Below are 24036 nucleotides of genomic sequence, written 5' to 3'. Positions count from 1 at the left end.
GTTGAATTAGCGTAAAACTAAACGATATGGATTTCGACTACAATAGTACCCGTCCAAAGTTGATTTTGGCAGAATATGGGAGGAATGTACAGAATATGGTAGATTATATTTGTACGCTTCCCACACAAGAAGAGAGAAACCGTTATGCACAAGTTGTCATCGATATGATGGGGGTGTTGAATCCACACTTGCGTGATGTATCAGATTTTAAACATAAATTATGGGATCATCTCCATATCATCTCTGACTTTAAGATTGACGTAGAATCTCCTTATCCTGTGCCGGAAAGAGATGCAATACATAAGAAGCCGGAATTATTAAATTATCCGCAACACTCCATTCGTTTTAAACATTACGGATTTACGGTTGAAAGGATGATTGAGAAGGCTTTAGCAATGCCGAATCCTGAAAATAGACATCGTATGGCGATTTCTGTTGCCAATTTTATGAAAATGGCTTATATGACATGGAACAAAGATTCTGTGCAGGATGAACACATTATCCAAGATTTATTTGAGCTGTCCAAAGGACAATTGAGTCTGCCAAGCGATACTGTTTTAACCAAGCTTGATTTTAAGACTCCTCCTCCAGGCAACCGGATAAAAAGCGCACCTGTTACCGCGAGTAACAACAACCACCATAGAAACAACAATAACAATAATGGTGGTCAAAATAATAAGAATAGAAAAATGGGCGGTGGCGGCGGAGGAAAGAAAACTTTTATTCCCAAAAAAGGGGGATTTAAAAAGTAATTCTTTCCGCGAACAGTTCATTAAGTGAGGGCAATTGCGTGGCGAAAATCGTTATTCAATTGCTCTTTTTTTTAAATAAGAGGTACACTAGACTAATATGAATGCATTTGAAATAATTGGAGGTAAGAAATTACAAGGCGAGATTATACCACAGGGCGCAAAAAATGAAGCCTTACAAATTTTATCAGCTGTCCTCCTCACCAGTGAGAAAATGGTTATAAGTAACATACCCGATATTAAGGATGTGAATAAATTAATCGATCTGTTGGGGGCGTTAGGTGTTTCTGTTAATCGGTTGAATAAAGATACCTATGAGTTTGAAGCAAAAAATATTAATATTGATTATTTTCAATCGGAAGAATTTAAGCAAAAGGGCGGTGGACTCAGGGGATCGATCATGATTGTAGGGCCGCTGTTGGCTCGCTTCGGAAAAGCTGCAATTCCAAAGCCAGGAGGTGATAAAATAGGGCGTCGTCGTCTTGATACCCATTTTCTGGGATTTGAAAAACTAGGGGCTAAGTTTGTTTACGACGCTGAGAACCACTTTTTTAATGTAGATGCTACCGCTCTAAAAGGTACCTATATACTGTTGGATGAAGCATCTGTAACGGGTACAGCCAACGTAGTTATGGCAGCAGTATTGGCAAAAGGGACCACAACTATTTATAATGCAGCTTGTGAGCCCTACTTACAGCAGCTTTGTAAGATGTTGAATCGCATGGGAGCCAATATTTCAGGTATTGGGTCGAACCTATTAACCATTGAAGGTGTTGAAAAATTAGGAGGGACGAGTCATCGTATGTTACCCGATATGATTGAGATTGGCTCATTTATAGGTCTTGCCGCTATGACAGGTTCAGAGATAACAATCAAAGACGTTTGTTTTAAAGAATTAGGGATAATACCGACGGTGTTCTCGAAGCTGGGTATTCAATTTGAATTGAGAGGCGACGATATTTTTATTCCCTCGCAAGAATCTTATGAAATAGATACGTTTATTGATGGTTCTATCCTTACAGTATCTGATGCTCCTTGGCCAGGTTTTACCCCGGATTTATTAAGTATTATTTTAGTGACAGCTATTCAAGCCAAAGGAAATGTTTTGATCCATCAAAAGATGTTTGAAAGCAGGTTGTTTTTTGTCGATAAATTAATCGATATGGGAGCGCAGATTATTTTATGTGATCCACATAGAGCGACTGTAATTGGCCTAAATAAACAAACGAAATTGAGAGGTATTGAAATGACGTCTCCAGATATACGTGCAGGTGTGTCATTATTAATAGCAGCTTTGTCGGCGCAGGGGAAATCAGTTATTTACAATATCGAGCAAATAGAGCGTGGATATCAAGATATTGAAGACCGTTTGAAAATATTGGGTGCAGATATTCGTAGAGTAGAGGGGCAGCCGTCTCACTAAACCGAGCAAAAAAAGATATTTGTTAAAAGGGGCTGCTCTCGAAAGAGAACAGCTCTTTTTTTTAAATTTCGTTTTTCATTCTGAAGCGTATACCTGGCTGTTTATCACTTGAGGCATTTTATTTCCATTTTTCAAGGCGATTAAATTGTTTGATGCCAATAGAGCCATTTGGGTGCGTGTTTCTAGTGTTGCAGAACCTATATGAGGTAAAATACAAACATTCGACATGTTTAGAAGAGGGTGGTCAGCCCGCATCGGTTCTGGGTCGGTAACATCTAATCCAGCACCCCATATTTCACCATGCTGTAGTGCTTCGCTTAGATCCGTCTCATGATGAATTTTACCTCGAGCGGTGTTAATGAATATGGCTGATTTCTTCATACGACGAAAACTATCTTGATTGAACCTGTATTGAGTTTCGGCAGTTAGATTTGTGTGAACAGAGATGACATCACTTTGTGTTAACAAATCATCAAAGTTTACATAACTAGCATTGACAAGTTTTTCTGCTTCGGTATTCCGATGTCTATTATGGTAAATAATTCGCATATGGTATGCCGCTTGCGCTTTCCGAGCTAGGGATAATCCTATTCTTCCTAATCCGAATATGCCTAATGTTTTTCCATAAAGTTCGGTGCCTAAATCTTTCGTGAATTCAAAATCTTTCCATTGGCCGTTTTTTACCTGCTGTGCTCGATAAAAAGCCTTTCTCGATACAGCTAACATGAGCAGAAAGGCAATATCGGCGGTCGCATCGCTCAAAACATCAGGCGTATTGCTTACCGGTATTTTTGCTTTTGTAGCAGCTTGAAGGTCTACATGATCATATCCCACACTTGTTAATGCAATACCTTTCAGGTGTGCACAATTCTCAAAAAAAATGTGATCTAATTTCCCTTGACCAACGTGGAGCAGGAGGTCTACTTCTTTGCATGCGCAAATAAGTTCTTCACGAGAAAGTGGGATGGATTTTTCATTAATTGCGATCTCAACCCCCGCATTTCTTAAATTTTCTATGCCAGGAAGAGGGATATTCTTTGAAATGAATACTTTCATAGTTGTTTTTTTTGTTCAATATACGTTTTTCTAGATAAAGGGTTTTTAAATCCTTTTGTGGAGCTGTGCGATGTGTGAAAATTCGGGTGTTTGCGTTATTTTTAGATATTTTGTGGTTTTTGTTTTATTTTGTTCAAATAAAAACGCTTATATTTTTAATTTTTTTAAAAAAAATATTGTTTTATTATGTTTTTTGCATATAATTGCATCATTAAATAATAAACTTATGTCAACTTCTCAAAAAAAATCTTTATTTCCTTTTTTTGTTATGGTTTTAGTGGTGTTGGTGGCCTTTTTTACCCCATCCTTGCCTACGAATTCGAATGTTTATGAATATAATCCTGCTGATGTGGCTTGGATGCTTACTTCTACAGCTTTGGTTTTGATTATGACACCAGGTTTGGCCTATTTTTATGGCGGAATGGTGAAGAAGAAGAATGTCATTTCCACGATGCTGCAAAGTTTTATATCGATGGCGGTTATTGCGGTGGTATGGGTAGTTTTCGGATTCAGCTTGGTTTTTGGTGATTCTATAGGAGGTGTAATTGGTGATCCTCGTCAGTTTTTCATGTTTAAAGATGTGCTAGATCATGCACCTTGGCCAGGAGCTCCTACAATTCCTTTTGCGCTTTTTGCTATGTTTCAACTTAAATTTGCAATATTGACACCTGCGTTAATCACGGGCGCATTTGCTGAACGCATTCGTTTCACATCCTATATTTTGTTCATTTGTCTCTTCTTTATTTTTATCTATGCACCATTGGCTCACGCTACATGGCATCCTGATGGGCTTCTCTTCAAAATGGGCGTATTAGACTTTGCCGGAGGCACGGTTGTTCATATGTCTGCTGGTCTAACTGCATTAGCTTCTGCGATTTATCTTAAGCAGGGTAAAGAGTATAAACAACACACACCAGCGCGTATTACTTATGTGTTATTAGGAACAGGATTACTTTGGTTTGGGTGGTTTGGTTTCAATGCTGGTTCAGCGTTTAGTGCTTCTGCATTAGCTGCAACTGCATTAGCTACAACGACAGCCGCATCAGGAGCCGCTGCAGTAATGTATATCTTATTTGATGCAGCACGTGGAACTAAACCCTCCGCTATGGGGACATGTATCGGTTTAGTGGTAGGATTGGTTGCGATTACACCTGCGGCAGGATTTGTTACTGTGCCTCACTCTATTGTAATAGGAGCTGTTGCCGCTATTATTAGCCGATTGTTAATCGAATGGAGAACGAAATCTAACATAGATGATACCCTTGATGTATTTCCTAGCCATGGAGTAGGTGGTATGGTAGGGATGGTCTTGACAGGTGTCTTTGCACATTCCGCTATTAATGGTGCCGTTGAAACCAATGGTTTATATTTTGGAGAAACAGGTCTATTTACTGCTCATGTTATAGGATTAATTGGCTCAACTATATTTATTGTTGTTGTTGCCTTTATATTATTAAAGGTTACGGATTTAATTACGCCATTGCGTGTAACAGAACATGAAGAAGCAGAAGGCTTGGATCTGTCGCAGCACGGAGAGAAATTATAAGATATTGTATACTAACTACTCCAATTATGAATGAACCGTACGCTAGTCGTACGGTTTTTTTTGTTATAAATCGATCTACGTTTATGGCGACCGTGCCTGCGATTGCAATAGACCGCTATGTGTTCAGGGCAACTGATGTTCGGCCGAGACAAACGAAGTGTCGATTATGGCGGTCATCGGGTTTTCTGTGTTACGAATTAACTTAGAAAAAGAGACGGAATCGGGATTAAATACGTGGTCATACATCCTCTTTTTTTCTATTGAAGTTTATCGTAACGTTGCAGTTAATTAATATTATCCTTTTTATTTACGGTTTAATCCGCAATTATCTGCCTTAAAAAAATTATATTTGCCAATTAGAATTTTTGGATAAAAACCTGTATGAAGCATATACGTAATTTTTGTATTATAGCGCATATCGACCATGGTAAAAGTACTTTGGCGGATCGTCTGTTGGAATTTACAAACACGATTTCACAGCGTGAAGCTCAAGCTCAATTGTTGGATAATATGGATTTGGAACGTGAACGTGGTATAACGATCAAATCCCACGCTATCCAAATGGAGTATGTTAAAGATGGGCAGCAATATATATTAAACTTGATTGATACGCCGGGACACGTTGATTTCTCTTATGAGGTATCACGTTCTATAGCGGCTTGTGAGGGAGCTCTGTTGATTGTTGACGCTTCTCAGGGGATACAAGCTCAAACTATTTCCAATTTATATTTGGCATTAGAACATGATTTGGAAATTATCCCTATTCTAAACAAAATGGATTTGCCTGGTGCAATGCCAGAGGAGGTAAAAGACCAGATTATAGATTTAATTGGTGGAAAACGAGAGGAAATTATTCCTGCTTCTGGAAAAACAGGTTTAGGTGTTCCTGAAATTTTGAGTGCCATTGTAGATCGAATACCTGCTCCCGTTGGAGATCCACAAGCACCTCTTCAAGCGCTAATTTTTGATTCCGTATTTAACTCTTTCCGAGGGATTATGGCTTATTTTAAGATAGAAAATGGCGAAATCAGAAAAGGAGATAAGGTAAAATTCGTTGCTACAGGTAAAGAATATTTCGCAGATGAAATTGGTACACTAAAATTAAATCAAGTTGCCAAAGATGTTATTAAAACTGGCGATGTAGGTTATATTATTTCCGGTATTAAAGAAGCGCGTGAAGTAAAAGTAGGAGATACGATTACCCATCGCGATCGCCCTTGCACAGATGCTATACAAGGTTTCGAAGAGGTAAAGCCTATGGTTTTTGCGGGGATTTACCCTGTTGATACCGAGGATTTCGAAGAGCTTCGTGAATCTATGCATCGACTGCAACTAAATGATGCTTCTTTAGTATTCGAACCTGAATCTTCTGCTGCATTAGGCTTTGGCTTTCGTTGTGGTTTCTTAGGTATGCTCCATATGGAAATTATCCAAGAGCGTTTAGAGCGGGAATTCGATATGACTGTGATTACGACAGTCCCGAACGTTTCCTACAAAGCGTTTATGACCAAAGATCAAGAAGAGATTACCGTACATAATCCTTCTGATTTGCCTGACCCAAGCAAGTTAGATTTTATTGAGGAACCGTATATCAAAGCGAATATCATTACAAAATCAGATTTCGTAGGCCCAGTGATGTCGCTGTGTATACAGAAGCGCGGTACTATTATTAACCAGTCTTACCTTACGTCTGATCGTGTGGAGTTGGTTTTTGAAATGCCAATGGGAGAGATTGTATTTGACTTTTATGATAAACTAAAGACCATATCAAAAGGTTATGCTTCTTTTGATTATCATCAGATAGGGTATCGGAAATCAGACTTGGTAAAATTAGATATTCGTTTGAATGATGAGCCTGTCGACGCGTTGTCGTCGCTCATACATAGGACGAATGCATATGACTTTGGTAAGAAAATCTGTGAAAAATTAAAGGAATTATTACCTCGTCAACAATTTGAAATTCGTATACAAGCTTCTATTGGAGCTAAAATTATCGCGCGTGAAACAATTTCTGCACTTCGTAAAGATGTTACCGCAAAATGTTATGGAGGAGATATCTCTCGGAAACGTAAACTTTTAGAGAAGCAAAAGAAAGGAAAAAAACGAATGCGTCAAGTGGGAAATGTTGAGATTCCACAATCAGCATTTATGGCGGTTCTTAAATTGGATTAATAGATTATACAAAAGAATACCCTATTCGATAAATATGAATTTATTAGATGGAAAGCTGGTATCAGCAAAAATAAAAGAAGATATAAAAGTAGATGCAGCAGCATTTACTGCAGAAACAGGAAGAAAACCACATTTGGTTGCAATATTGGTAGGCAACGACGGAGGAAGTGAAACCTATGTAGCGAGTAAAATGCGGAACTGCGAGCTGGTTGGCTTCGAATCAACGAATATCCGTTACGGAGTTGATATCACGGAAGATGAATTGATCGCCAAAATTGAGGAAATCAACAAAGATGAGCGCATTGATGGTCTGATTGTCCAGCTACCTTTGCCTAAACATATCGATCCCGACAAGATTACAGAAGCAATTGATTACCGTAAGGATGTCGATGGGTTTCACCCAATTAATCTTGGTCGTATGCAACGTAATTTACCTTGTTTTATTCCTGCAACGCCATACGGTATTATGTTAATGCTAGCACATTACGGTATTGAAACTGCAGGTAAAAAAGCTGTAGTTGTTGGTCGTAGTAATATCGTTGGTTCACCAATGAGTATTCTATTAGCTCGAAATAGTAATCCTGGCAATTGTACAGTGACGTTGACGCATAGCCGTACCAGTAACTTGAAAGAGGAAGTTTTAGCGGCAGATATTGTCGTCGCAGCAATAGGTCGGAAAAATTTTGTAACGGCGGAGATGGTGAAAGAGGGAGCCGTAGTGATTGATGTCGGTATCAATCGTGAAGACTCTAACGAAACGAAGTCTGGATTTAAGTTGTACGGAGATGTAGATTTTGAAGAGGTTGCAAAAAAGGCATCTTGGATTACACCTGTACCGGGCGGCGTGGGTTTAATGACTATAGTTGGCCTGTTAAAAAATACGCTAGAAGCAGCAAAAGGAACCGTTTATCCAAAAGCTTAAATTTTTTTTGGTACAAATCTTGTAAATATTCATAAATGGGCTCTAGATCCTGACTTTCAAGCTAAATAGGGAGCAGGGTGTTTATTTATACCAACGGTCTTTTTTTGTTTTAAATAAGTATTTACATATGAAAAATTTAGCATTATTGACACTTGTTGCAACGGCAATTAGTTTTGCATCTTGTAACAACAATCCTTCAAAGGATAAAAATGCAGATGGTGATATCTCTGCAGGCGAGCAATTGGATCATACCTTGAAGCAAGTTGATGAACATGCAGAACATGTACATGCCAATATGGACAAGGAAATTGAAGAAGCGAGATCACGTGTGAAAAAAGCGGAGTTAGAATTAGATGCAGCAATAAAGAAAGGGGATAAGGATGCTGAAGAAGCCGCAAAAAAATCATTAGATGAGGCCAATACAGCTTGGGATAAAGTGAAAGCTACTGCACAGAAAGTTGGACACGCCGTTGAAAGTGGTGCGGAGAAAGCTGTCGATGCAACTGGGAGAGCAGCCCAAGCTACTGGACGGGCTATAGACAAAGCTATAGATAAAACCGCCGATAAGGCTAATCAAGTAGCCGAAGATGCTGAGCGTAAAGCAAAAAATGTAAAAGAGGCATTGAAAGACTAAAGGTAATTTAATACAATATATAGTAAGAACGCCAAACATTACGTTTGGCGTTCTTTGTATTTACAATAGAAATATAAAAACGAGCAGACAACGAGTATGGCGAACACAATTAAGAAACAACTATTAGATTTTTGTCGAACGAAGAATGAGATGCGTATCCAAGATATAGTTTATGCAATACAGCAAGCACAAGATGCCATCGAAAGCGATACAAAAAGTAGTGCTGGCGATAAATACGAAACCTCAAGAGAGATGATTCAACAGGATTTAAATCGATATCAAGAACAACTTACGCAAGCGAAGAAAGATACTGTAGTGCTTCAACAGATAGAATTGGAATCTAGGGATATCGCAGGATTGGGATCGCTCGTTGTTACAGACAAAGCATATTATTTTATTGCCATAAGTTTAGGAAAGCAGATTGTCGAAAATCAGGAATTTATGATAATTTCGTCCTCTTCACCTATAGGAAAATTGTTAGTAGGAATGTCAGTGGGTGAAAGCATTTCTTTCAACGGCAATACACAGCGAATCTTAAATTTGCATTAAATAACTGCAAGTATGAACAAACTCGATCTCCCATTGTTTCTAATAAAAAAATATAGTCTTCATAGATAGATTTTGATATAGGAATAGATGATATGCAATTAATTGATAAATATAGACTGCTATTCGACGCGGCAACAACGGCAGAAGTAAAGGATTTGACAATTCACGAAGATAGCGGTGTTCTAACAATCAAAGGTATTGCAGCAAATGCTGATATAAAAAATACATTGTGGAATATTTATAACCAGATAGATCCGAATTACTTTTCTTCCGAAGTGGTTATGGACGTAAGCGTAACACCTACCTTGGTAGGGAAGAAAGTTCGAGTTCTTACAGACGCGCCCCTTCTTCCTATACGGAAAGGTCCCGGAGTAAATCAAGCTATTATTGGTAATGCTCAGGCAGGAGAAGTCATTAACCTCCTGAGTAGAGCACACGATCAGTGGTGGTTAGTACGCACCAGCGAAGCTGTAGAAGGTTATTGTTACACCAACTACTTAGAGCCTTGTGATTGATAAAAAAAGACGATAGGTCTTGCTAGATATCTGTTAGAGAAAACGTTTCCTTCAACCGAATCCCTTTTTCCGTTTGTTGTAAAGTGCAACAGGCATGTAGGGGGTCATGTTCTAGAAAAAGTATATATTCTTTTTCCACAATCTCTTCCCAAAAAAATTGTCTCTCTTTCATTGTTGTGAGGGGGCGTACATCGTAACTCATTACATAAGGAAGTGGGATATGTCCTACAGAAGGGAGCAGGTCTGCCATATACAAAATTGTCTTACCCTTATATGTTATCTGCGGCAACATCATTGCCTCTGTATGTCCAAACGCATAGCGTATAGATATATTTTGAGAAAAATCTTCTTCTTCCTTTAGAAAATTTAATTGTCCACTTTCTTGAATTGGTACAATATTTTCCTTTAAAAAAGAAGCCTTTTCGCGTGGGTTAGGATTCAGTGCCCAATTCCAATGTTTTTCATTACTCCAAAATTTAGCATTTTTAAAAGCTGGGATAAATCGATCGCCAGCGCGCTCGACAGCACCTCCGCAATGATCAAAATGAAGATGAGTAAGAATGACATCGGTGATATCATCGCGATGGAAACCATATTTAGCAAGGGAATTGTCTATGGTAGCATCGCCATGTCTAAAATAATGACCGAAAAATTTATCCTCTTGTTTGTTACCTAAGGCCGTGTCAATTAATGTTAATTGTTTCCCATCTTCAATAAGTAGGAGCCGCGTGGCCCAAGTACATAGGTTTCGTTCGTCAGCGGGATTCGTTTTCTGCCAAATAGATTTCGGAACAACACCAAACATCGCTCCGCCATCCAATTTAAAAAAGCCAGTATCGATAGTATATAACTTCATTCTTCAAATATTTTTTTGACTAAGTCCCGCAAAACGGTAAAGGCGGGATGTTTTTGAACCTTGTTATGAGCCAGTAAGATATCCGTCTTTATGTTGAGTTCACCCAAAGTTAGAAAATTTATATTAAGATGTAGATATTGACATTGTACAGAGGAGGGGACAACACTAATCCCTGCACCTAAGTGGACAAGTTCCAATATAGAAGCGATATTGTTACACTCATGTCTTAAATTTGGCGAAAAACCCAAGTTAGCACAATATGCTAAAAGTTGACTATGGTATATTGGTGCATAATCGGCATGGTAAGAAATGAATGGATGATTAGAAAGAAGAGAATATTGATCAGGCAGCAATACTCCACTTGGAGTCGCTAACACAAACCCGTCATCATACAACTTCTCAACTTGTATCTGTGGCGATAAAACTGGAGCACGTATAATCCCCAAATCCATGTTGCCGTTGCATAAAGCTTCCAGTTGACGTTCACTGGAAAGTTCGTACAACTTCGTTTGTAAATAAGGGTGTGAATCCTGTAGGCGCTGTATTAACAATCCGAGTTTTCTTTTATCCGTAGAACTAATATAACCAATCTTAATTTCGCCAGAAAGTGATTGGTGGATTCTGCTGACCTGTTGCTTTGCGGAATGAAGACGTTTGATTGTCTCCTGTGCTTCTTGAGCAAAGTAATGCCCTGCTTCGGTCATCACCACTCTTTTGTTATCTCGTAAGAATAGCGTGACGCCTAGTTCTTCTTCCAGTTCCTTAATCTGCCTACTTAATGGCGGTTGCGAAATAAAGAGCCTTTTTGCGGCTTTTCCGAAATGAAGCTCCTCTGCCAACATTAAAAAATAACGCAGGTGTCTTAGTTCCATACTATTTAAGTATTGTTAGATGATAAATATAGTATTTTTAAAGTATTGAAACGAGCGTTAGTTTTGTTGAAAATACAAGGCTTTGCAGAAGGCGTTAAGAAATATTATTTTCTTTAATTACCCTGCCAGGTAAGTGGTAAATAGGTGTTGAGAAGCTCATTATCCTGTTGATAGGATTGTGTACATCTTAATAATTATCAAAAGTTCCATAAAAAAACAAGAAATGAAATCAACATTAAAGGAAATTGAAGATCGTTTTGATCGCGACGTAGCACGTTTTTCCAATTTGGAAACAGGTCAGATGACTACATTAGACGCTAGCTTCAACATGGAAATTATGACAGAAGCAATAGCGCGTCGTTATCCTAACCTGCAACAGGTTTTGGATATTGGCTGCGGTGCAGGGAACTATCCTGTGAAGTTGTTGACCAAGGTATCGGGTATCGATGTGACCTTGGTCGATTTGAGTCAAAATATGCTCAATAAAGCCGTTGAACGTGTTCAACAGGCAACCACAGGAATTGTAAAAGCAAAAAAAGGAGATTTTAGAACTGTGGACTTGCCCGAAAGTAGTTATGATGTTATTATAGCAACGGCAGTGCTTCACCATCTTCGTGATGATGAAGACTGGGAAAATGCGTTCAAAAAATTATTCAGATTGTTAAAAAAAGGTGGGAGTTTATGGATTTTTGATCTTGTTCACCAACATGATATAGGTTTACAAGAGTATATTTATAAGGATTTATATGGATCTTATCTTTCCAATTTAAAAGATGACGCATACCGTGACGATGTATTTGCATATATAGAAAAGGAAGACACACCTCGTGACCTTATCTATCAATTAGAGTTAATGAAAAAGGTAGGATTTAAAGCTGTTGATATTCTACACAAAAACTTGCCATTTGCCTCTTTTGTAGGGTTTAAATAAAACAGAAAAGGACGTCAACTGACGTCCTTTTCTGTTTTAAATGAAAAATGTAAGCTTAATGCGCGCTTAGATTTTTTGCTTTTTCTTCGTCGAAGTTGGCTTCGAGTTCTGCTAGCTTTTTCTTGCCATAAGCCATTTTTGTGATGACATAGAATAATACTGGCACGATAAAGATAGCGAGTAGGGTCGCTGCCATCATTCCTCCAAATACCGTCCATCCGATTGTTTGTCTAGAGAATGCTCCTGCACCTGTTGACAACATCAATGGAATAATACCAAGAATAAATGCAAAGGACGTCATGATGATAGGACGAAGCCTTAATTTTACAGCATCAATGATCGCGTCTAATAGAGGCATACCAATATCGACACGTTCTTTTGCAAATTCTACAATTAAGATCGCATTCTTTGCGGCCAAACCAATAATAGTTACAAGACCAATCTGCGCATAGATATTATTATCCAAGGTAGGAATTAGCGTGAGGGTTAGAATAGCACCGAATATACCGATAGGTACAGAGAGTAGAATAGAAAAAGGTACAGACCAACTCTCGTACAATGAAGCTAAAAGTAAAAATACAAATATAATACAAAGGGCGAAGATCATTACCGTTGTGTTCCCTGATTGGCTTTCTTGCAAAGACAAGCCTGAGAAATCGTAACTGTATCCATTTGGTAATGTTTGTGCTGCGACTTCCTCTAATGCACGCAATGCGTCACCGGAACTGTAACCTGGTGCAGCAGATCCACTCACCTCTATACTTCTAAAAATATTATAGTGGTTGATAATAGAAGGATTTTGTACAAGCTGCCAAGTAACCAATGTACTCAATGGCACAGACATTCCGTTGCTATTATTTACATAAAGCTTATTAATATCTTCAATATTCATACGGTAATCATTATCGGCCTGAGTTACTACTCTAAAATTACGACCGTAACGTGTAAAGTCGTTGATATATGCTGACCCTAAATAAGACGATATCGTATTATAGATCGAAGATACCGGTACAGACATTTTTTTCGCTTGCTCTCTATTCACCGAAATCTTAAAGTTGGGAGAATTGGAGTTGAAAAGCGTATAGGCCATACCTATTTCTGGACGTTGATTTGCTGCGGCCAAGAACTTACCTACTACTCCTTCGAACTGTTTAATATCAACAGTCTGCTGGTCTTGTATCATCAGTGAAAAACCACCAGAAGTACCTAATCCAGGAATAGCCGGAGGAGTCACTGCAAGTACTCGTGCTTTGCCGTATGCTGCATATTTCCCCATAATAGCACCGGTAATTTCTGCAGCTGTACGTTTCCGTTCAGCCCAAGGTTTCAAGGAGACGAACAATGTCGCTGCATTCGATTTAAAAGATCTATTTAAAATATTGATCCCAGCAATCAGTGTGACGTGTTCAATTTCCGGAAAATCTGCACGGAATTGCTCATTTAATTCTGTCAATACCTCCGAAGTACGACTTGCAGAAGATCCTTCCGGTAAATTCACACCGGCAAAAAAGGAACCATTATCTTCTGTAGGAATAAAACCAGTAGGTTTTGTTTTGAACATGTAACCTGTACCAATGAAAATACAAAGTAGGATAATCAATGCTAGCGGTGCTTTACGGATGCAAGCACGAACCCCTTTTGAATATTTATGAGTAACACGTTCAAACCACAAATTGAATTTGTAGAAGAATTTATTTAAACCTTTCGCTTCCTTATTTACAGAGGTTGGTTTTAATAACAACGAGCATAGTGCAGGTGTTAAAGAAAGGGCGATGAAGGCGGATAGCATGACAGACACTGCAATAGTGATTGCAAATTGTTGATACAATTTACCCACCATTCCCGGAATAAAACCTACTGGAATAAATACTGCAGCCAAAATCAAAGCGATGGCAATAACTGGTGCAGTAATATCTTTCATCGCATGCATCGTAGCTTCTCGAGCACTCATCTTATAATGGTCGATGTAATGCTGTACAGCTTCCACCACCACAATAGCATCATCTACAACAATACCTATGGCTAAAACGAATGCTAATAATGTCAGGTTATTAATAGAGAAACCAAATAACGTGAAAAAGATAAAGGTACCTACAACAGATACTGGAATCGCAAGTACAGGTATTAAAGTTGCTCTCCACGACTGCAAGAAGAAGAAAACAACCAATGTCACCAATATCAACGCTTCTACTAAAGTGTGTACGACGGAATCAATAGATGCGTGAACAACAGAAACGGTTTCATACCCCACAACATAGTCTACATCTTGTGGAAACGATTTCTTCATTTGGTCTAACGCCGCATAGATTCCTTCAGCAGTTTCTACAGCGTTCCCTCCAGGAGTTTGCGCCACCATCATACCCGTTGAGATCATACCATCTGTACGCGTAGTCGTTGCATAACTAAATTGTCCTAATTCTACCCGAGCAACATCTTTTAGCTGTACAATAGATCCATCTGTATTTGATTTGATGATAATCTCTTCAAAATCTTCAACAGAAGATAAATCGGAGTCCGTAATCACTGGGTATTCGAATACCTGTGAGTTTTGCAATGGAGGTGCGCCAACAGATCCTCCAGGAATACGGAGATTTTGTTCGGATATTGCTGTCGAAATATCTGTGGGCGTTAATTTGAGCGCTGTTAATTTATTTGCATCCAACCAAACACGCATAGAGAATGGTTGTCCAAAGGCCGTAACGTCTCCGACACCTTTTACCCGTAAAATAGCATCCTTAACATACAAGTTCGCGTAGTTGGCCAAAAATTTATCATCTCGTGTTCCTTTTGGAGAAACCAACGATACCAACATCAAAATATCTGTGTTGGCTTTCCGTGTGACAACTCCAAGCCGACGAACAGCTTCTGGAAGGGAAGGTTCTGCAATACCGACGCGATTTTGTACATCCAATGTTGCCACATCGATATCGGTTCCTACTTCAAAAGTTACCGTAATCGTAGATTGTCCATTTGAGGTACTATTGGATGACATATAAATCATGCCCGGTGTACCATTGATCTGGCTTTCGATGGGTGTAGTAACAGTTTGTTCCACGGTCTGTGCATCGGCACCTGTATAGTTTGCCGTGACCGTAACAGTAGGCGGAGCTATGGATGGATATTGACTGATCGGCAATGTCATGATCGAAATCGTACCAATGATCATAATCAAGATCGAGATGACGATTGCCGTGACGGGCCGTTTTATAAATACTTCTGATATCATTTCTATTCTTTTAGTTTAGGACTTCAACAACTATTTCTGTGGCGTATTCGCAGCTGCAGGTACATTTTCAGCAACTTTTACTCCTGCCCGTACGTTCATAATGCCGTCAACGATAATTTTATCACCAGCTTCTACACCTGATTCGACAACAACATTATCACCAACTTTTAAGCCTAGTTTTACAGGACGTATTTCCGCTTGACTACTATCATTGACAACAAATACATTGTACACACCGAGCTGATCTTGTACAGCTTTAAATGGAATAATAGTTTGTTCGTTAGTCGAAGTGCTCTGTACGTTCATCGTTAAATTCATTCCTGCACGCAATGTATTTTGTGCATTGTTGAAAGCAGCACGTACGGTGATGGTTCCTGTTGTCGAATTCACCGCGCGATCAATTAATGCAATCTTTCCAGGTTGTGCGTAAGGTGTTCCTTCAGGTAAAGAAACCGTGATTTCGGTCGCAGATTTTCCAGATTGATAGGCTGTAAATTCAGCAATCTCTCTTTCGTTAATTTGGAATTCCACAGCAATAGGATCAATAGAGCTTACGGTATTAAGTATCGTTGAGCCTTGAGAAACTAAAGCTCCTAAACGTACTTGAGAAATGCCCACAACACCCGAAAATGGTGCGCGAATTACAGCACGTTGAAGATTTGTCTCGGCAGTAGTCAAGGCCGCTTGAGCAGCTTGAACCTGTGCTTTTTGGTTATTTACATCGGTAACAGCGTAATCCAATGTTTGTTTCGCTATGGCGTCTTTGTCCGCTAATGTTTGGTAGCGTGTTAAATCCTTCTCCACACGTTGCAAAGTGGATTTTGCAATTTCTAAATTTGCTTTAGCTTGATCAACGGCTGCTTGATAGCGGATCCGGTCTATTTCATAAAGCACTTGTCCTTTGGAGACTGTAGCACCATCGCTAACATTAATTTTCGTAATATAGCCACTAACCTCTGCCGAAATTTGTGTTTCCTGAAGTGGAACAACACTGGCAGGGTAGTTTTTAATCCCCGATACAATTTGCTTCTCAGCGATTGTCGTCGACACTGGTACAGCTTGCTGTCCTTGCGCAGCAGCCTGCTGTTGCTTAGACCCCTCTTTGGATCCACAAGATTGCCAGAACAATCCTGAACCTATGATTAATGCGGAAAATAAAAAGTTCTTATTCATGGTTTTGTATATTTCTTGTTTGAAAAGGTTTGATTTTTAATTTATTGTATCGACAGTGCCTAACGCTTTTTGTATATCCAGTTTACTAGCCAATACTGCATATAAGGCATTTAGATAGTTTAATTGACTGGTCTTTAAATCCGCTTCTGCTGTCATTAGCTCCAAATAGGTTTTTACTCCAGCGTCATATTGCAGCTTGATGGTTGTATATACTTCTTCCGAAAGCTGCATATTTTCTTTCGCATTTCGCCAAGCATTCATATTAGAACGGTAGCTCGCCATTGCCGCAGAATACTCCGTGCTAATTTGGTTCTCTAGGTTCTTTAAATCCCATTCTATCCGTTGCTCTTGGAGTTCAGATTTCCGGATTTCCTGTATACGCTTTGTACCCGTAAAAATAGGCAATGTCAAGGATAGTCCTACAGAGGAACTCGGATAGTTATTGTTATACAAATCGGTAAACTTTGAATTGAAATAATTCGCGTTATATACACCGTAGGCGCCTAATTGTGGTAAAAATTGCCACTTCTGGTACTGGGTATTCAACTTCTGTATGTCTTTTAATGTTTCCGTTTGTCTAAATTCGATACGATTTCTATAGTTCAAGGCTGTTGCGGTATCCAACAATATATTACTTTCCATAGTTTGGTTTTCGAACGATAGACTGACATCTTGGGAAGTTTTCATTCCTAAAAGCATTTTCAAATAATCGTATTTATAATTTCGCATTTCCTTCGCTGTTTTTAATTCAGCTTTCGTGTTGTTGAGCGATATCAGAGCTCTTTTATAATCGATTTTGTCTACTAAGCCAGTTTCATAACGTGCATTTGCTTCTGTGTATTGGCGTTCGAGTCTTACAATATTCTCGTTGATGATATTGATCGACTCTTCGGAGGTTAAAATGTCGTAATAAGCTTTGCTGACATCTACAACCGTGTTGATTTTCGTGCTCTCAATATTTTGTTCGTTTTGTTGGCGCACATATTTAGCCGCACGGGAAGCTTGAAAAAGTGTAGGACTTAATATGGTTTGATCTGCACGGAAAGTTAAAGTGCTGTTATTTTTTTGCCCCATTTGAATTGCTTCCCCATTTATGACTGTAGTTTGAATTTGTAATGCATGGGATAACGATCCCGTCGCATTAATCTGTGGGAACCAACCTGAAAGTGCCGAAGCGATTTCTCGTTCACCGATAGCTTTGTCAATATTTGCTTGTTTAAGTTCGATTTTGTTTCGCAATACATAGCCAATTAATTCATCCAGCGTAGCATTGCTATTTAGTTTTCCGTCATCTTCGGTTGTCTGTGCATAAGAATTCCCCATTATACACGATGCGATTAGGAGAGATAAAGCAACTTTTTTGAATCTCATATTATTGATTTTTAACACCATTCCAAATTATTTCAATTAAATCTTCACGTCCTTGTTTTTGTGTTTTACAAAAGCCATAAGTAACCATTTTTACGTGTGAAGTCGCCGAGCCAATGTAGAGCGAAATCAACGTAGGAAAACTGACGTTTTTTATAATTTCTGCATCTATCCCTTCTTCAAAAAACATACGCATGCGATCAGCCCCATAATAACTGGGATTTTTCTTCTGTTGTATGAGTTCATAATAAGGAGAAGAGTAAAATTGTTCTACAAACCAGAAAATCTTTTTATGAGCTAGGTAATAGTCCACTAAACGATTCCAGATGTAAAAAAATTTCTCTTTGTAAGAGAGTGCTTCATCCACATTAAAAATGTGTTCATTTGTTTTTGCTCGACAATAGGCAAACAGCTCAGTTATTAGCTCATCCTTCGAAGCAAAATAATGGTAAATAGTGCCAGTGGCAACATTCGCGTGCGAAGCAATCTGACTCATTGGAGTTCCGTGAAAGCCGTGCTCATTGATCAGGGTCAAGGTACTTTCAAAAATTGCTTCCTTTTTGTTTAATTGAACGTTCATTCGGGTGCAAATGTAGTAAAAAAGCACCTCTGCGAATGTCAAAGATTTGTTATAAATCAAAAGACCTGGGATAGCTTAGGGGAGAATCGTATTAAATTTATGTTAATAACAAGTTGGACGCTTGTGTGTTATCCACACATATTGTATTTTTGTTGTATCATAATTTAGGTTTATAATTGGTTAGTAAAGGTTTTCATTCTCCCCGTTTGAAAACCTTTTTATTTTTTACAGCTTTCCAAAGATTTTTGAACCTCCTCTTGTGTGTAAGTTTCAGTGCTGTTTCCAAATGTTGTTGTTACATACGTCAAAATGTAGGCTATTTCAACGGATGTCAGTTGTGGAATTCCAGGCATAGATCCGTCAAAAATTTTACCATGTATCTCAATAGGCCCCTCTAAGCCGTTTTTTACAATACAGGCTAGCGAAGAACGTTGCTTTGTCAGAAAGCTTGTGTCCGTTAAAGCAGGGTAGAGTTGTCCAAGACCTTCTCCTTTGCTCCCGTGACAGTTTTGACAATGTGCTAGATAGAGTTTTTGACCATTGACTGCATATTGCGCTGTTTCTATGCTAAGGTTCGGTTGACAAGCACCTATGAACGCGATAATCAGTCCAGCGAAAAAAAGTAAACAGATGATCTTGTTTCGCATGAATTATTGAGCTTCTTCCTTTAAGAGAATTTCGATATCTTGGAACAACTGCGCAACCTGATCGCTATTGGTCCCATCATAAGCTCCCCTGATTCGTTTTTCATGATCGATCAAGACCAGATAACCTTGGTGGTCGTATCCACCCGGAACAGAGGCGTCTTCTTTCGTATACACGAGGTATTTTTCTGCTATACCATAAATATCTTTTTTACTTCCTGCTACAAATTGCCATTGATTATTTGTGACACCGAGCTTTTCAGCATAGGACTTTAGTACACTCGGAGAGTCATATTTAAAATCGATACTATGCGATAGAAACGCAATCCTATCGTCACCTTTGTATTTTTCATAGACCGTCAGCAGATTACGTTGCATGGTAGGACATATGCTAGGGCAATGCGTAAAGAAGAAATTGGCGACATATATCTTATTGTCAAAACTTTTATTTGAGACAAGCAAGCTGTCTTGATTAAGAAAGTTAAAAGCAGGAATTTGATGATATAACGTATCTACAATAGTTTTTCCATCAACTACTCTTTCACTCGTTTCCCGTTCGCCTATGATAGGGAGTTTTCTCTCGCTGTTTTTCAAACAGCCCGTTAGTGTACCGAGGAGCAGTAGTCCGTAAAGGTAAGGACCTGTGTGCAGCTTCATATGTTACTATTTAAAAGGTGTTAAGACACGTTCTGCGTCTTTTGTGACTTGATCAAATTCTACTTTTAGATTGGATATGCGTTCAACTTCCGCTTTTTGATAGCTGGCATCCGTACTATCTGGAACGTAATCTTTCATCCAAGTCATCATTTTATCTGTTGCAGATTCCAGATCACCTTTCAAGGCAAGTAGATCCTGGCGCGTTTCGGCGGTATCAATTTTCGATACAGTTTGTTGAGCGGGCAAATTTTGTAACAGAGAATCAATTAAAACCGTATGGCGATCAAAGGTGGATATCTGAGGCATAATTTCATCGTGAATTTCAATAGCTTTTGCCGAAATCACTTTTGGATCGTTTTTCTCATCCTTGATGTTCTGACAACCTACATTTGTTAGAAGTCCGAAAGCTGTCGCAGCTAGAAATAATTTTGTCATATACTTTTGTATTTTAATTGTTTGGGTATTTGAATGTAAGATCTCGGATATATATTTCGTTATGTGACTTTGCACAGACGAGTCCGTCTTGATCAATAATTTTAATGGCAAAGCTTTTCTCTACTTTTCCGGTTTTACTGATGCATTCTAATATGGATTGAATATCCCTATCATCAATGCAAATAGAGAAGAGTAAGTGTTTAGAAGCTGGTTTTATATAATCAATTTTTGCAGATTTTAACCAAGTGACTGTTTTCGAAATTCCTCTTTTTTTTAGTATCTGGTCAATTAAAAGCGTATGGATAGGGTCGACAGCAGAAAATATTGTTCCGCCAAAAATGGTTCCGTTACTGTTTTTATTAAAGATACTTTTACGCACTTCTATATCCAATTGTTTGAATTCAGGATATACCTTTTTTACCCAAATTCTTTGAAAAAAGAACGGTGGATAAAAACGTAGTATCCATTTTAACGCTTTTGGAGAGAGTTGCATATACAAACCTAAATAAATTCACCTTGATATGCAATTACTCCCTGATACGTTATATCCCAATTCCGGAGTAGTGATGCCGTTAGATTCAGTTTGGTTGTCTTAAATATAATTTTTTCCTAGCTATCGTTTAGAACTGCGTATTTTAAATGTTGTAATAAATGGAAAACCGTTGTAAATTGCCAACAATAAAAGAATGAAATTATGGAAGATAAAGCGCCTACTCAGAAGATTGCTCTTCTAGTAGCGGTAGCATCGCTCGGTTATTTTGTGGATATCTACGACCTTATTATTTTTTCTATTGTGCGGGTAAAATCCTTCCAAGATATTGGTGTCGACGAGTCGCAAATGCGATCAAATGGTGAATTCGTTTTAAACATGCAAATGGCAGGTTTACTTATCGGTGGTCTTTTTTGGGGTATTATCGCTGATAAATTTGGACGATTGAAAGTGTTATTCGGATCAATATTACTCTATTCGTTAGCTAACATTTATAATGGCTCTGTGCAGACCGTGGATACTTATGCATGGGTTCGTTTCATCGCAGGAATAGGATTAGCTGGAGAGCTCGGCGCAGGAATAACCTTGGTGAGTGAAAGTATGCAGAAGGGGAAGCGGGGATACGGTACAATGATTGTTGCTGGCGTCGGTGTTTTAGGTGCTATTTTAGCTTATTATGTATCCGAATGGTTTAGTTGGAGAACAGCTTATTTTGTCGGTGGTGGAATGGGGGTATGTCTCTTGTTGTTGCGGGTAGGTGCATTTGAGTCGGGTTTATTTCAGCAAAAAAGTAACCAACAAGTGTCAAAAGGAAATGTATGGATGCTCTTTAACAACAAGGATCGATTTCTTCGTTACCTCTATTGTCTTTTTATTGGCCTGCCAATCTGGTTTGTTGTGGGCGTCCTTATCACGCAAGCCCCGGAAATAGGCAAAGCCCTAGGCTCGGAAGTTCCTCTTGGTGCGGGCAAAGCTGTTATGTTCACTTACTTGGGAATTTCTTTGGGTGATGTTCTCGCAGGATTGCTGGCGCAGTGGCTTAGGTCTAGAAAAAAGGTTGTTTTTATCTGTCAGATGTTGATTATATGTTTTTCCTTATATTACCTATCTAGCCAAGGGATTTCGGAATTGAAATTTTTGTGGTTAGCATTTTTTATGGGATTGGGAGTAGGCTACTGGGCTACATTTGTAACAATATCCGCCGAACAATTTGGAACAAATCTTCGCGCAACGGTGGCAACTACCGCTCCAAATTTTGTTAGGGGAGCCCTGATTCCTTCTACCTTACTGTATGGATTTTTAGTGCCCAAAATCGGTATACTGTATGCTGCGGCATCCGTTACACTTTTGTTATCCGCAATAGCAATATTTGCCTTGACACAGTTGAAAGAGAGTTTCGATAAAGATTTAGATTATTTAGAAGAGTAACTTATCGCTCGGGACACTTTCTACAACGTTTGCCTCTCTTATATTTTTTGCAACACTTTTTAAATAGACAACATTCGTTGTCCATGTTGCAGGACAATCCCTTTTTTACCTCGTCAAAAAAGGGATTGCTGTTTTCGTTCTCCTCTAAAGAGTTTATAATCACATCCATCTCGAATGCAAAGATATCTATTTAGATTTGATTTAAATAATTTTGATGGTTGAATTTTTTTCTTTCAAATCCAGTGAAATTTTGTTTGCAGCATCGTCTATGATTTTTGGATCATCCGTGTTGTTGATAATGACCAGATCACATATTGGCTTGAAAGGTGCTAAATACTCGTTATAAGCGGGAACGACATGGTTGTTCCATTTGTACATGACATCCTCATGGTCATAGCCTCGTTCGATGAGATCTCTTTTCAATCGACGAGCTAGTGCCACTGATTCTTCAGCATCAAGGAAGATACGAAAGTCAAGTAATTCATTCACTTCTTCGTAGTGGAAAATAAATAGGCCCTCTACAATAAGGATAGGGGCTGGTTTTATCTCCAATATTTTTGGAACGGCGTCCGGATTATTGAACGTATATTCTTCACGGTATACGGTATGACCGTCGAAAAGTTCTTTGATGTCGTGAAAAAAGGCTAGTCTATTAATCGCTGTGGGTACGTCAAAATTATAGTGCCTATTTTCTTCCTTTGTTTTTGTATTGGCAGGAATATAATAGTCATCCTGAGAAATTAATGTAACCTGTTCCGCTAAGAAATGATTAAGAAAGCTTTTTAAGAAAAAGGTCTTACCCGAACCGCTGCTCCCAGCGATACCAATGACATATGGTTTGTTCATTAAAAGAAAAATTTATTTAATTTATTGCAAAGGTACACCATATGCAATTTCTATCAAAAATCTTCTATCTAATGCTCCAATATAAGAAGCTGCAGATTTTGAAAGAACGACTATCGCATCCTGTGTTTCAGCATTATCGGTGAATTTTCCCACGACTTTTGCATATGTTACATTTTTTGTCATCGGGTTCGTAATTTTTAAAATTGTTCCAATAGGCGCTGTTTTATGAAGGGCGAGATTACTTTTTCCTTCTGTCTCTAGGTTTTCCATCCAAACACCAATTCCTTTTTCTTGTTTTTCGCGTATGCCATATCGATTTGCGTCAAAACCAAGATCGCGTGAATTTTGCTCCGCAATAGAAGGAGTATCAATAACAGAGGGAACATTTACCACTTCAGGTTCGGGTTCATGATAGTCAGAGTTAGGAATCTGTAGTAGCTGTCCTTCTTTTACCGAATTGGAACTTAAATTATTCATCTCTTTGATGGCTTCCACTGTGGTGTTAAAACGACGAGAGATGGCATATAAGGTCTCACTTTTCCCCACTTTATAGGCGGTGAGTACTTCGTCCTGTTGTGGATTCTGTGTAGGGACTACCTCGGTACGTCTTGTGTTTTGTTGGGGAATGGTTGATTCAGCTCGTTGTCCCGTAGGAATTTTTACGGTATCTCCAGGTTTCAGATTTTTCTTTTTGTTAGCAGACATGATGCTGTTGACCTGTGTTTTATATCGGCGACCTAAGGCATAATAGGTGTCTTTAGGTTCTACTTGATGAAGGATATACACTTCGCCATTTACGATTTCCGTTCCAATAGAGTCAGGAGACATGTTGAAGGTGAAAAAATCGCTATCCAAAAAAATGTCAGCAGATTTAGCTTCTGATAAAAGTGGTGAAAATAAAACACCTATAACCCCTACTTTCATAAAGGTTGAAAAAGCTCTTGTTTTTCTCATACGGTTGCAA

23 protein-coding genes are annotated in these 24036 nt (G+C 38.7%); 10 read left to right on the top strand and 13 right to left on the bottom strand.

Annotated features, from left to right (window positions below):
• Positions 1-26: 26 nt before the first annotated feature.
• Both ACSZOX_RS02690 and murA read left to right on the top strand, forming a co-directional pair.
• A complete protein-coding gene (locus tag ACSZOX_RS02690; protein ID WP_437918209.1) occupies positions 27-752 on the top strand; it encodes a DUF4290 domain-containing protein in 726 nt (241 codons plus the stop codon).
• A gap of 97 nt (positions 753-849) precedes the next feature.
• The gene (murA, locus tag ACSZOX_RS02685; protein ID WP_437918208.1) at positions 850-2172 is read left to right on the top strand and encodes a UDP-N-acetylglucosamine 1-carboxyvinyltransferase; all 1323 of its coding nucleotides are present in this window, start codon (positions 850-852) and stop codon (positions 2170-2172) included.
• Between the two features lie 75 nt (positions 2173-2247).
• On the opposite strand, the gene ACSZOX_RS02680 is transcribed toward murA, so the two are convergent.
• The gene (locus tag ACSZOX_RS02680) at positions 2248-3228 is read right to left on the bottom strand and encodes a 2-hydroxyacid dehydrogenase (protein ID WP_437918207.1); all 981 of its coding nucleotides are present in this window, start codon (positions 3226-3228) and stop codon (positions 2248-2250) included.
• Between the two features lie 226 nt (positions 3229-3454).
• Between ACSZOX_RS02680 and ACSZOX_RS02675 the strand changes: the two genes are divergently transcribed.
• The 6 genes from ACSZOX_RS02675 (at position 3455) to ACSZOX_RS02650 (ending at position 9566) form a co-directional block, all read left to right on the top strand.
• Positions 3455-4774 carry an ammonium transporter gene (locus ACSZOX_RS02675; protein ID WP_437918206.1) on the top strand — a complete coding sequence of 440 codons (1320 nt, stop codon included), beginning with the start codon at positions 3455-3457 and terminating at the stop codon, positions 4772-4774.
• A gap of 381 nt (positions 4775-5155) precedes the next feature.
• Entirely contained in the window at positions 5156-6946 is a 1791-nt protein-coding gene (gene lepA / locus ACSZOX_RS02670; protein ID WP_437918205.1) for a translation elongation factor 4, read from the top strand.
• Positions 6947-6980: 34 nt separating this feature from the next.
• Positions 6981-7868 carry a bifunctional 5,10-methylenetetrahydrofolate dehydrogenase/5,10-methenyltetrahydrofolate cyclohydrolase gene (locus ACSZOX_RS02665; protein ID WP_437918204.1) on the top strand — a complete coding sequence of 296 codons (888 nt, stop codon included), beginning with the start codon at positions 6981-6983 and terminating at the stop codon, positions 7866-7868.
• Between the two features lie 127 nt (positions 7869-7995).
• Positions 7996-8502, top strand: coding sequence for a hypothetical protein (locus ACSZOX_RS02660; RefSeq protein ID WP_437918203.1), 507 nt, complete (start codon positions 7996-7998; stop codon positions 8500-8502).
• A 96-nt stretch (positions 8503-8598) separates the two neighbouring features.
• Positions 8599-9051 carry a hypothetical protein gene (locus ACSZOX_RS02655; RefSeq protein WP_437918202.1) on the top strand — a complete coding sequence of 151 codons (453 nt, stop codon included), beginning with the start codon at positions 8599-8601 and terminating at the stop codon, positions 9049-9051.
• A gap of 92 nt (positions 9052-9143) precedes the next feature.
• Positions 9144-9566, top strand: coding sequence for an SH3 domain-containing protein (locus ACSZOX_RS02650; RefSeq protein WP_437918201.1), 423 nt, complete (start codon positions 9144-9146; stop codon positions 9564-9566).
• A 22-nt stretch (positions 9567-9588) separates the two neighbouring features.
• On the opposite strand, the gene ACSZOX_RS02645 is transcribed toward ACSZOX_RS02650, so the two are convergent.
• Both ACSZOX_RS02645 and ACSZOX_RS02640 read right to left on the bottom strand, forming a co-directional pair.
• A complete protein-coding gene (locus ACSZOX_RS02645) occupies positions 9589-10422 on the bottom strand; it encodes an MBL fold metallo-hydrolase (protein WP_437918200.1) in 834 nt (277 codons plus the stop codon).
• Positions 10419-11294, bottom strand: coding sequence for a LysR family transcriptional regulator (locus ACSZOX_RS02640; RefSeq protein WP_437918199.1), 876 nt, complete (start codon positions 11292-11294; stop codon positions 10419-10421). The genes ACSZOX_RS02645 and ACSZOX_RS02640 overlap by 4 nt, the downstream gene beginning before the upstream one ends.
• Before the next feature lie 223 nt (positions 11295-11517).
• Here ACSZOX_RS02640 and ACSZOX_RS02635 point away from each other — a divergent pair, with 223 nt between their 5' ends.
• Positions 11518-12225, top strand: a complete 708-nt coding sequence (locus tag ACSZOX_RS02635; RefSeq protein WP_437918198.1) for a class I SAM-dependent methyltransferase — start codon at positions 11518-11520, stop codon at positions 12223-12225.
• A gap of 55 nt (positions 12226-12280) precedes the next feature.
• On the opposite strand, the gene ACSZOX_RS02630 is transcribed toward ACSZOX_RS02635, so the two are convergent.
• The 8 genes from ACSZOX_RS02630 to ACSZOX_RS02595 form a co-directional block, all read right to left on the bottom strand.
• Complete coding sequence (locus ACSZOX_RS02630; RefSeq protein WP_437918197.1) at positions 12281-15451, bottom strand: efflux RND transporter permease subunit; 3171 nt, start codon at positions 15449-15451, stop codon at positions 12281-12283.
• A gap of 30 nt (positions 15452-15481) precedes the next feature.
• Entirely contained in the window at positions 15482-16624 is a 1143-nt protein-coding gene (locus tag ACSZOX_RS02625; RefSeq protein WP_437918196.1) for an efflux RND transporter periplasmic adaptor subunit, read from the bottom strand.
• A 36-nt stretch (positions 16625-16660) separates the two neighbouring features.
• Complete coding sequence (locus tag ACSZOX_RS02620; RefSeq protein ID WP_437918195.1) at positions 16661-17995, bottom strand: TolC family protein; 1335 nt, start codon at positions 17993-17995, stop codon at positions 16661-16663.
• Position 17996: 1 nt separating this feature from the next.
• Positions 17997-18572, bottom strand: a complete 576-nt coding sequence (locus ACSZOX_RS02615; RefSeq protein ID WP_437918194.1) for a TetR/AcrR family transcriptional regulator — start codon at positions 18570-18572, stop codon at positions 17997-17999.
• A gap of 218 nt (positions 18573-18790) precedes the next feature.
• On the bottom strand, positions 18791-19219 hold the full coding sequence (locus tag ACSZOX_RS02610; protein ID WP_437918193.1) for a c-type cytochrome: 429 nt from the start codon (positions 19217-19219) through the stop codon (positions 18791-18793).
• A gap of 3 nt (positions 19220-19222) precedes the next feature.
• Entirely contained in the window at positions 19223-19873 is a 651-nt protein-coding gene (locus tag ACSZOX_RS02605) for an SCO family protein (RefSeq protein WP_437918192.1), read from the bottom strand.
• A 6-nt stretch (positions 19874-19879) separates the two neighbouring features.
• Positions 19880-20308 carry a transposase gene (locus tag ACSZOX_RS02600; protein ID WP_437918191.1) on the bottom strand — a complete coding sequence of 143 codons (429 nt, stop codon included), beginning with the start codon at positions 20306-20308 and terminating at the stop codon, positions 19880-19882.
• Positions 20309-20321: 13 nt separating this feature from the next.
• Positions 20322-20801 (bottom strand): DUF4442 domain-containing protein, encoded by a 480-nt coding sequence (locus tag ACSZOX_RS02595; protein WP_437918190.1) that lies wholly within the window; start codon positions 20799-20801, stop codon positions 20322-20324.
• Positions 20802-21002: 201 nt separating this feature from the next.
• Between ACSZOX_RS02595 and ACSZOX_RS02590 the strand changes: the two genes are divergently transcribed.
• The gene (locus ACSZOX_RS02590) at positions 21003-22226 is read left to right on the top strand and encodes an MFS transporter (RefSeq protein ID WP_437918189.1); all 1224 of its coding nucleotides are present in this window, start codon (positions 21003-21005) and stop codon (positions 22224-22226) included.
• 201 nt (positions 22227-22427) lie between these two features.
• Here ACSZOX_RS02590 and ACSZOX_RS02585 read toward each other — a convergent pair whose 3' ends face one another.
• Together ACSZOX_RS02585 and ACSZOX_RS02580 are read right to left on the bottom strand one after the other, a co-directional pair.
• A complete protein-coding gene (locus tag ACSZOX_RS02585) occupies positions 22428-23072 on the bottom strand; it encodes a uridine kinase family protein (RefSeq protein ID WP_437918188.1) in 645 nt (214 codons plus the stop codon).
• A 21-nt stretch (positions 23073-23093) separates the two neighbouring features.
• The gene (locus ACSZOX_RS02580) at positions 23094-24026 is read right to left on the bottom strand and encodes a DPBB and LysM peptidoglycan-binding domain-containing protein (RefSeq protein ID WP_437918187.1); all 933 of its coding nucleotides are present in this window, start codon (positions 24024-24026) and stop codon (positions 23094-23096) included.
• Between the last annotated feature and the right edge of the window lie 10 nt (positions 24027-24036).

The sequence above is a fragment of the Sphingobacterium sp. LRF_L2 genome, assembly GCF_965644235.1.
In the GTDB taxonomy this organism is placed as follows: Bacteria; Bacteroidota; Bacteroidia; order Sphingobacteriales; family Sphingobacteriaceae; genus Sphingobacterium.
The sequence above is the reverse complement of the archived record's forward strand: the minus strand, read 5'-3'. Positions and strand labels throughout refer to the sequence as shown.